This is a genomic window from Vibrio sp. R11-SG3-ISO9 (genome assembly GCF_059834255.1).
In genome coordinates, this window is record NZ_JCBDGU010000025.1 from 159,979 (window position 1) to 168,728 (window position 8,750).

Consider the following 8,750-nt stretch of genomic DNA (forward strand, 5'->3'; position numbering starts at 1 on the left):
ATGAATTTAGCGGATTTCGCCATAAAACAACGCACCTTTGTGCTTTTTTTCACTGCGCTCAGTGTGATCGCTGGTCTCTACTCTTATTTTGATCTCGGCAAACTTGAAGACCCAAGTTTTACTGTTAAAACAGCGGTTGTTGTTACCCTGTACCCTGGCGCTTCAGCAGAAGAGGTAGAACAACAAGTCACTGATACCGTTGAAACTAAACTTCAGGAAATGGCCACACTTAATCGACTGCGTTCACTTTCTCGCCCGGGTATGTCGATGGTGTTTGTCGATCTTAAAGAGTCATTGAACTCAGAGGCTCTGCCGCAGGAATGGGATCTACTTAGACGTAAAGTATCTGACATGAAGCTTCTACTCCCTTCAACCGCACAAATCAGTGTGGTTCAAGATGAGTTCTCTGAAGTCTACGGCATGCTGTTTTCAATCTACAGCCAAGATGCGACACCAAACGAGCTACGCCAATACGCAGAAGAGCTACAGCGTCGCATTAAGACCGTCGACGGAATTAAAAAAGTCGAGCTTCATGGCGTGCAACCACGCGTTGTGTACATTGATATCCCTGATGAGCGCTTAGCTCAATATGGATTGTCGATTTCCCAAGTTTGGAACCAGCTTAATACTCAAAACACCACCTTCGATGCAGGACGGTTTGCGACTTCAAATGAGAGAATCCGCATCGAACAATCCAGTGAATTTGGCTCCATAGACGACATTAAAAACCTGATGCTAAAAGGCGGAATCAGTGAATTAGGTACTGGTCTTATTCGCCTAGGCGACATTGCTGATATCACTATGGGTTATCAAGAACCTACAATGACGGAAAACCGCTACAACGGCGTGCCAGCTGTAACGCTAGCGATGAGCCCTGTCTCTGGTGTGAACGTTGTATCGCTGGGCGATCACATTAATAGAATCGTGTCTGACTTCCAAAATTCACTCCCTCTTGGTGTCGAAATCGCGACGGTAGCTAACCAACCTGACGAGGTTCAAAAATCGATCGACAACTTCGTAAACAACCTACTAGAGAGTGTTGCGATTGTATTTATCGTCTTATCTATCTTCATGGGCATCAAGAGTGCGACTATCGTCGGTTCTAGTTTGTTGCTTACTATTTTGCTGACTCTTATCTATATGAACTTGGCGGGTATCGATCTACATCGTGTCTCATTAGGTACCTTCATTCTTGCCTTGGGTATGCTGGTTGATAATGCGATCGTTATTACGGATATGATGATTGTCAAAATCAACCGTGGCATCGATAGAACGAAAGCGGCAATTGATTCAGTTAAAGAGACGGCCACGCCACTTCTTGGTGCGACAGTCATCGCAATTATGGGTGCTAGCCCAGTTATTTTCTCAAAGACGGATGCGGCTGAATTTGCGGGCTCGGTGTTCCTTATCATTGCATCGTCTTTGCTATTGTCTTGGTTTGTAGCTATGACTTTCACTGCTCTTATGTGTTGGATGTTCATTAAGCCGAGTCGGCAAAAAGAGCAAACCAAAGAGAGCTTCTATCGCAAGAGCGTCAACTGGACGGTAGATAATCCATTCAAGGCTCTCAGTGCATTACTGCCATTGATCGCAGTGACTGCACTAGCAATTCCTCAAATCGCTATCAACTTCATCCCACAAGCCGATCGCCCTATTCTGTTCCTGGACTACTGGCTACCGAATGGCGCGAAAGTTGAACAGACTTCAGACGATATGAAGAAAATCGAATCTTGGTTACTAGAGCAACCAGAAGTCGTCGATCTCTCTACCTATGTCGGCGCTGGTGCACCTCGATTCTCAGTAACGATTGAACCAGAACCGTTTGATCCAGCTTATGGTCAGATTCTGATTAACGCAACAGACTACGAGTCGCTAAGTTCGCTCATTGCTCGTGGCGACAAATGGCTAGCTCAAACCTTCCCACAAGCAGACCCAAGATTCCGTGGTTTGAAGTTAGCGACATCAGACAAATTTAGTGTCGAGGCGCGTTTTTCTGGACCTGATATCGCAGTACTACACGAGCTGTCAAACCAAGCAAAAGTGATATTGGAAGCTCATCCAGATACCAAGTATGTACGTGATGATTGGCGACAACAGAGCAAGGTGCTACAGCCTATCATCAATCAAGAAAAAAGCCGTCAAGCAGGTATCAACCGCGCAGACATTGCGTTCGCCCTTAAGCGTGCTTCAGAGGGCATGCCGATTGGCCGCATGAATCTCAATGATGAGTTGGTGACAATCCAAGTTCGTGGCGTCGAGCGCTCACTAGAGTCGCTTGAAACTTTACCCGTCAATTCCCTACTCGGCCTACACAGCGTGCCACTTGGTCAGGTGATTGATGGTTTTGAGATGACCAGTGAAGAGACCATGATCTGGCGTAGAGACCGCGTCAAAACTATTACAGCTCAAGCAGGTGTTGGCCGATACACAACGCCAGCGGCAGTGAGAAATGACGTTAAAGCACAAATTGAAGCCATTGAATTGCCAGTAGGTTACCAGCTTGAATGGGGGGGCGAATACTACGATGAACACAAAGCGGTTAGCGACATTCTAAAACAGCTACCAAAAGCAATGTTGCTGATGGTGATCATCTTGGTAGCCATGTTTAACGGTTTCAAACAACCGGTGATTATTCTAACCACTCTTCCGTTGGCAGCAACAGGTGCAACCTTTAGCTTGCTGCTGCTGGATAAGCCGTTTGGTTTCATGGCATTGATTGGTGCGGTCACCCTAACCGGTATGATCATCAAAAATGGCATCGTACTTATGGACCAAATTGAGCTAGAGCGCAGTAACGGTCTTTCATTATCGGATTCCATTAAAGAAGCAACCGTAAACCGAACTATGGCAATTTCTATGGGTGCATTAACTACCGCACTCGGCATGATTCCGCTACTTACAGACTTATTGTTTGACCAGATGGCAGCGACCATCATTGGGGGGCTAGCCGCGGCAACGGTACTGTCACTGTTTGTGATGCCAGCGCTGTACAAGATCTTTTATCGAACTCAAGAGATTCGCTCTTTCTCACAAGAAAACGCATCTCTTTCTGAAGCTAAGCAATAAGGAGCGCCATGATGTCTTTCATTTCACAAAAACCATGGAATCTAGCACCAGTCGCGCTCTCTTTGTTGTTGGATGGTTGTGCAGTTGGCCCAGATTATCAAGCGCCACAAACTACAATGGCTGAAACCTATCTCTATTCGGAAGATAGCCAACAAGTAACGCGATCACACTGGTGGCTACAACTGAATGACCCAGTTTTAAACCAACTGGTTACTCAGCTACAAAGCGACAACACCACGCTTAAAGTGGCGGCTGAGCGCATCAAAATGGCTAACTCTTATAAGAGTGTGGTGGAGTCATTCAAAGTGCCCACCGTTAACATCGGTGCGGGTTATTACAACTATCAGCTTAGTGAGAACGACTCACTGCTAGGCCCTGTGTTTGGTGCATCAGATGCCGTCGAGTCTGCTACGGGCATGTCACTGCTTGAGGCGCAACATGATGGTGGTTTTCTTGGTGCCAGCATCGCATGGGAAGCGGATCTCTTCGGACGAATAGACCGCCAAGCAGAAGCGGCAGCGATTCGAGTCGAACAAGCCGAGATATTGCAATCAGGCTTAAATACTCTGCTGACAGCCGATCTTATTCATAATTACCTGCAATATCGAGGAGCCCAAGAACGTAAAGCAATCGCTTTAGAGAACATCGAAGATCAAAAACAGACCCTAGACTTAGTCGAGAAAGTTGTTCGCAGTGGCTATGGTTCAGAGCTCGATTTGGCACAAGCGAAAGCGATGCTCGCAGCGACACAGTCCATCACGCCTCAACTTGAGATCGCAGAGCAGGTCCACAAGCAGAGAATGGCCGTTCTTTTAGGCACTTCCCTAACTGAACTAGAAATTCAACTGCAAGACGACTTCACCTTACCAAGACTTAAAGGTGTTATCCCTACAGGGCTTCCATCGGAATTGTTGACGCGACGCCCAGATATTCAAATTGCCGAGCGTGAGATGGCAGCAATTAACGAAGATCTAGGGGCAAGTATCGCTAACCGCTATCCAAAGTTCTTCCTAACCGGAACGCCAGGTGTTACCGCTGGAAGTTTTGATGACCTATCCAGCAGCGACTCCTTTGGCTGGGCAGCGTCCGCAGGGATAAGCTGGAATGTCTTCGATGGTGGACGCGGTGAAGCACTGGTAGAGATGAATGAAGCACGATTTAAATCTGCCGCATTGAACTATCAGCACGCTGTTGATAGCGCATTTGTAGAGGTAGATTCAACACTGTTCGCTTATGGAAGAAGCCAACAAAATCAGCAACATATTGACGAAGCAACTCTCGCCGTTGATAAAGCGGTAAGTAAAGCTAAGTCCCTCTACAAAGCAGGACTTGTTGACTACCTAGCCGTACTCGATGCGCAGCGCCAACAGAAGATGATGCAAGACAGACAAGTCGCCGCCAAACTACAAACGGCCAATACCGCGATTGCTGTCTATAAGTCACTTGGTGGTGATTGGAAAGTCGTGACGGATAAACCAAAGGTAGAAAGTCAATCAACTAATAATACTCTTGAACTCGCAGCGAACAATTAATCACAACTCAAAAAATACCGCCTGACATTAGGCGGTATTTTTCTAAGGCTCTGATTTTGAGTAAATCATTGTGCTATCCAGTTCACCGTTAGGTAAACGCCTTGCGTTACAAGATTCCAACTAACTCGGTACCATCAACTGTTCATGTAACTCATTGTATGATTGGATATTGGCGATAGCACCACTAAGATCGTTCTTGCCATTAAAGTCGTGCTCAATAGCGATAACATCGCAGCCACTGGCTTTGCCTGCAAGAACACCTGCATTTGAATCTTCAAACACAACGGTCTGCTCTGGCGAGGCATTAAGTTTTTCAAGTGCAAGAACATAGGCTTCAGGATCTGGTTTATGCTTGGTAACGTGTTCTTGGGTAATCACTAGATCAAAAAGATTCTCTAACTCCAACGACGCCAAAATATTTTCCACCATCCAAGTAGCTGCTGAGCTCACGACGCCGCAGGTTTTACCTGATTTCTTCAACGCCTCTACGTACTCTTTTGCTCCAGAATTCAATTCAAGGCTGACTCTAAGTAACTCTTCATAGTGCGCTCGAAAGTAGCGATTAAATTCCGTTAACTCCGGTGAAATTTGGGCATGATGAAAGAAGTGCCCTGTGACCACTTGCCAGCTTTCGCCCATCACACCTTTATAGATATTGTGGTCCACGATCGATCCATAATCAGCGCATGCCATCGCAAGCGCCTTACCTTTCAGCGGTTCTGAGTTAACCAATGTTCCATCCATGTCGAACAGGTATACTTTGTAATCTTTCAACGTTGCCTCCATTTATTATCTTGTGTGGGGACTAATCCATGACTTAAAATCCAAACAAGTGCCATATGTATTGATTCATTGTTATGGCAAAAATACGGCTTTAGTGAGATAACGCCAGCCGCATTTTTGTTTCTTTGCTCTACTTTAATTCTTCAGGAATACGACGACCTTGATAGTAGTACTCACGGTCATCTTCATTGATTTCTCGTAGCACTCTACAAGGATTACCTACCGCGACAACATTAGCTGGAATATCTTTTGTTACGATACTGCCAGCGCCAATCACTGAATTCTCACCAATAGTTACACCTGGTAATACAACCGTGTGTGCGCCAAGCCATACGTTATTGCAGATGCGAACTGGAACATTGAACTGTGCTGCTTTGAGCCTCAGTTCAGGGCTAATCGGATGTGTGCCTGCTGCAATGGTTACATTAGGTGCAATCATCACGTTGTCACCTATAAATATGTCTGTGTCATCCACAAGCGTTAGGTTGAAATTCGCATATACATTGTTGCCGAGATGCGTGTGGCGCCCCCAGTTCGCGTGCAGTGGCGGTTCGATGTAACAATCCGTCCCTACTTCCGCGAACAGTTGCTTCATAATCTGTTGTCGCTTGTCGCCTTCACTCGGGCGAGTGTGATTAAAATCGTAAAGCACCTCTAAGCACTGTGTTTGCTCGGCAACCAGATCGACGTCATCACAGTAGTAAACCTCTTGGCTGTGCATTTTTGCCTTTATATCCATGTTTCAACCTATTTGATAGTGACCTAAAGCGGTATAAATATATCGATATATGAGTAGCTTGAAGCGTTTCATAAGCATCAAAACAAGACTCAGGATAAACGTAATATATGTTCTAGCAGACGTTCATTCAGATTCCTGATACAAAACAAAAACACTTCAAAATTCGCCACTACATTAGGATTTCGCTAGCGCCGATACCAACTTTTTACGCCATCTATGACCAAATTCATCATCGATTTGTGACACCACAAGGGTTCGTAAATAGCTTGTAAATGGATTGGAAAAATTTGAATACAAGGCCAAATTGGCGATACGCCTACTAATCAAAGACTTTTACAAGATAGGGCTCAAGGGAGTTATCTTGCTTTGTATAGGCTGAGTAATAAGTATGGGTACCAAAATCAAGATTATGTAAGTACCACTTAGAGGCGTTGATTCCGACCAATAAACCCAATAACTTCGTCATTTTAAAAGTCACATAACATGCCACGATTACATGAAAGACAATAAAAGGAGAAATAGCTCCTGGTTGATAGGCTTCTACAATGTTTATGAATGCCATGAACATTAATGCAACTGTTACAACAACTTTTGGAAATAGTAGTTTTAAAAAAGCGCTACGAAGGTCCCTTTCATTCTTGAAATGTAAGTTAAAAAGCGCATTACTTACATCATTCACAGGGATTCCGTTTATGTTAACGCTCCATCTTGTCTCGGAGGTTTCAACGAGCGCGACATCTTTCTTTCTCCAGTTCTCAACAACCATAGACACAATAAAAGCGTATAGAAGTTTGACTAACAACAAATACATTAGCATCGCTGGAGCTCCGACAGCTGCCGAAATCACTGAGAAAATCACAAGTAGTAGGAAGACGCTTGGTCCAAGCATCAGCTTCATATTATTCATGGAAAACCTTAATCGTTACTCTTAATTTTTAATTAGCTAGAACACTAATTTCTGTGGATATAGCAAAAATCGAACAATATATTCGACTTAAATAATGACCATTTTCATAACTCGGCCTTTAGAGCGTTATCTTCTAATGACAATCGTATTAGCTGTTAAATCACCGATTCTCTGACGCTTTCTAGATAGGATAAATATCGCGTCAATAGGACCTATGATTGGATTCATGACATTTCGAACGAAAGACTGCCAAATGGAGCAATAGTTACCAGAGTCCTTGTCGATTACCGACATTCCTAAAATGACTTTTCCGAGACTTTGTCCTCGTGGTAACGAATCTGAAAAGACGAGATAAATTGCTGCCACCGAAATTGAGACCAAATCAGTGTGGTCCCTAGACGCCCCTACAAAATTAAACAAAGACAACACTAACAAGAATATTACCCACGTAATGATCAGATCTATCATTTGACATAGGTAACGTCTTCCTGGGCTAGCCAAAGGCATAATTAACCTCTGTTGTTCAGGAGTTGAATATTCAATGTGCTGAACAACATTTGGGTGATTAGTTGCAATTCCATCGAGGTCACCGAGTTGTGGCTCTACTCTCACTTAGAAATTCTCCTCTTTAAAATTCACTGCTGTTCGCTTTCTTGCCTAAAACGAGCGCAGACAATGGTGGTTACATTCTATAAGCCTAAGAAACTTAAGATACCTTTCTTCTGCTTTTTGACCTTGGTACCTACACTGTCGTAAAGAGTGGCATTCAGGGTATCTGCCATTTCAAAAAGCTGCTTTTTGTATTTTTCTACATCGCAGCGGCTAGATATCTGTCCATTGAGTAAACGGAAACCAACCTCTACTCCGTCAACGCTCATTGAAAATTCTTTATATTCTTCATTTTGTGCGCGTACGACTGATTAGAACTCGCCTCTGGCATGAAGTTGATTTGCAGATTCCTGCATCTTTAACATTTGCTCCAGCACCTCTTGGTGTGTATCACCAAAATCCTCAACAGGGTCACACGAAGGAGGAAAAGAGAGGTAATTCAAGCTATCAACGAGTTCAGCTACATCATATATACCCAAGCTCCCATCTTGTAATGATTGCTGATTATCTCTTTTGATTATCATCCCTACCTCCTTGGATAGAATGCCTTTTTACTATCTGGATCGATTTTTCACGCAGAAACACCTGTTGCATATGAGGTGAACTTTATCACCATTATTTATGAAATATCAGTAATTTATAAATACAAAAGCAAGTTCAAATCACAAAATGAAGTTTCTACACCTTTAGGTTCAGCACACGAGGTCACCAAGCACAAAAAAGCCTGCAATCCATCTCAGAATTGCAGGCTTCGAAGTTAAGTCTAGTTGCGCTTAGCGGTGCTGACTGGATTACGTTTGTGTCATAGTTGTAATATGCCGCTCAAAACCAAATACCAAGCGTATTGAATCAGTTCTCCATCATAGAGGCAGCTTGTGTTAAGCGATAGCGCCTAACCGTCCCTTCTATTTCGGCGGTATAACTGCCAAGATATTCGCCACCACATTTCTCAATCACTTTTTGAGAAGCTGGGTTATCAACTGAACACGTGACTATCGCCGACTCCGTGATGGCGTTGTCTCGAACCCACGCCAATAGAAAGGGAGCCACTCCTTTTCCTCGAGCTGTAGGCCTTGTTTCGTAGCCAATATGCCCAATTACGTTTTCTACATAG

Annotated in this window: 9 protein-coding genes; 2 read left to right on the forward strand and 7 right to left on the reverse strand. The window is 44.1% G+C overall.

Annotated elements, in window-relative coordinates:
* A complete protein-coding gene (locus AC6R05_RS08035) occupies window positions 1-3,066 on the forward strand; it encodes an efflux RND transporter permease subunit (RefSeq protein WP_500647086.1) in 3,066 nt (1,021 codons plus the stop codon).
* 11 nt (window positions 3,067-3,077) lie between these two features.
* Window positions 3,078-4,598 (forward strand): efflux transporter outer membrane subunit, encoded by a 1,521-nt coding sequence (locus AC6R05_RS08040; protein WP_500647087.1) that lies wholly within the window; start codon window positions 3,078-3,080, stop codon window positions 4,596-4,598.
* Between the two features lie 120 nt (window positions 4,599-4,718).
* On the opposite strand, the gene AC6R05_RS08045 is transcribed toward AC6R05_RS08040, so the two are convergent.
* The 7 genes from AC6R05_RS08045 to AC6R05_RS08075 all read right to left on the reverse strand — a co-directional run.
* A complete protein-coding gene (locus AC6R05_RS08045; protein WP_500647088.1) occupies window positions 4,719-5,384 on the reverse strand; it encodes an HAD family hydrolase in 666 nt (221 codons plus the stop codon).
* Between the two features lie 127 nt (window positions 5,385-5,511).
* The gene (locus tag AC6R05_RS08050; RefSeq protein WP_500647089.1) at window positions 5,512-6,120 is read right to left on the reverse strand and encodes a sugar O-acetyltransferase; all 609 of its coding nucleotides are present in this window, start codon (window positions 6,118-6,120) and stop codon (window positions 5,512-5,514) included.
* A gap of 319 nt (window positions 6,121-6,439) precedes the next feature.
* The gene (locus AC6R05_RS08055) at window positions 6,440-7,027 is read right to left on the reverse strand and encodes a hypothetical protein (RefSeq protein WP_500647090.1); all 588 of its coding nucleotides are present in this window, start codon (window positions 7,025-7,027) and stop codon (window positions 6,440-6,442) included.
* 126 nt (window positions 7,028-7,153) lie between these two features.
* Entirely contained in the window at window positions 7,154-7,534 is a 381-nt protein-coding gene (locus AC6R05_RS08060; RefSeq protein WP_500647096.1) for an RDD family protein, read from the reverse strand.
* Window positions 7,535-7,716: 182 nt separating this feature from the next.
* Window positions 7,717-7,905, reverse strand: coding sequence for a hypothetical protein (locus AC6R05_RS08065; protein ID WP_500647091.1), 189 nt, complete (start codon window positions 7,903-7,905; stop codon window positions 7,717-7,719).
* A 42-nt stretch (window positions 7,906-7,947) separates the two neighbouring features.
* Complete coding sequence (locus AC6R05_RS08070) at window positions 7,948-8,160, reverse strand: hypothetical protein (protein WP_500647092.1); 213 nt, start codon at window positions 8,158-8,160, stop codon at window positions 7,948-7,950.
* 325 nt (window positions 8,161-8,485) lie between these two features.
* Window positions 8,486-8,750 (reverse strand): GNAT family N-acetyltransferase (locus tag AC6R05_RS08075; RefSeq protein WP_500647093.1); only part of this gene is annotated, 265 nt, incomplete at its 5' end.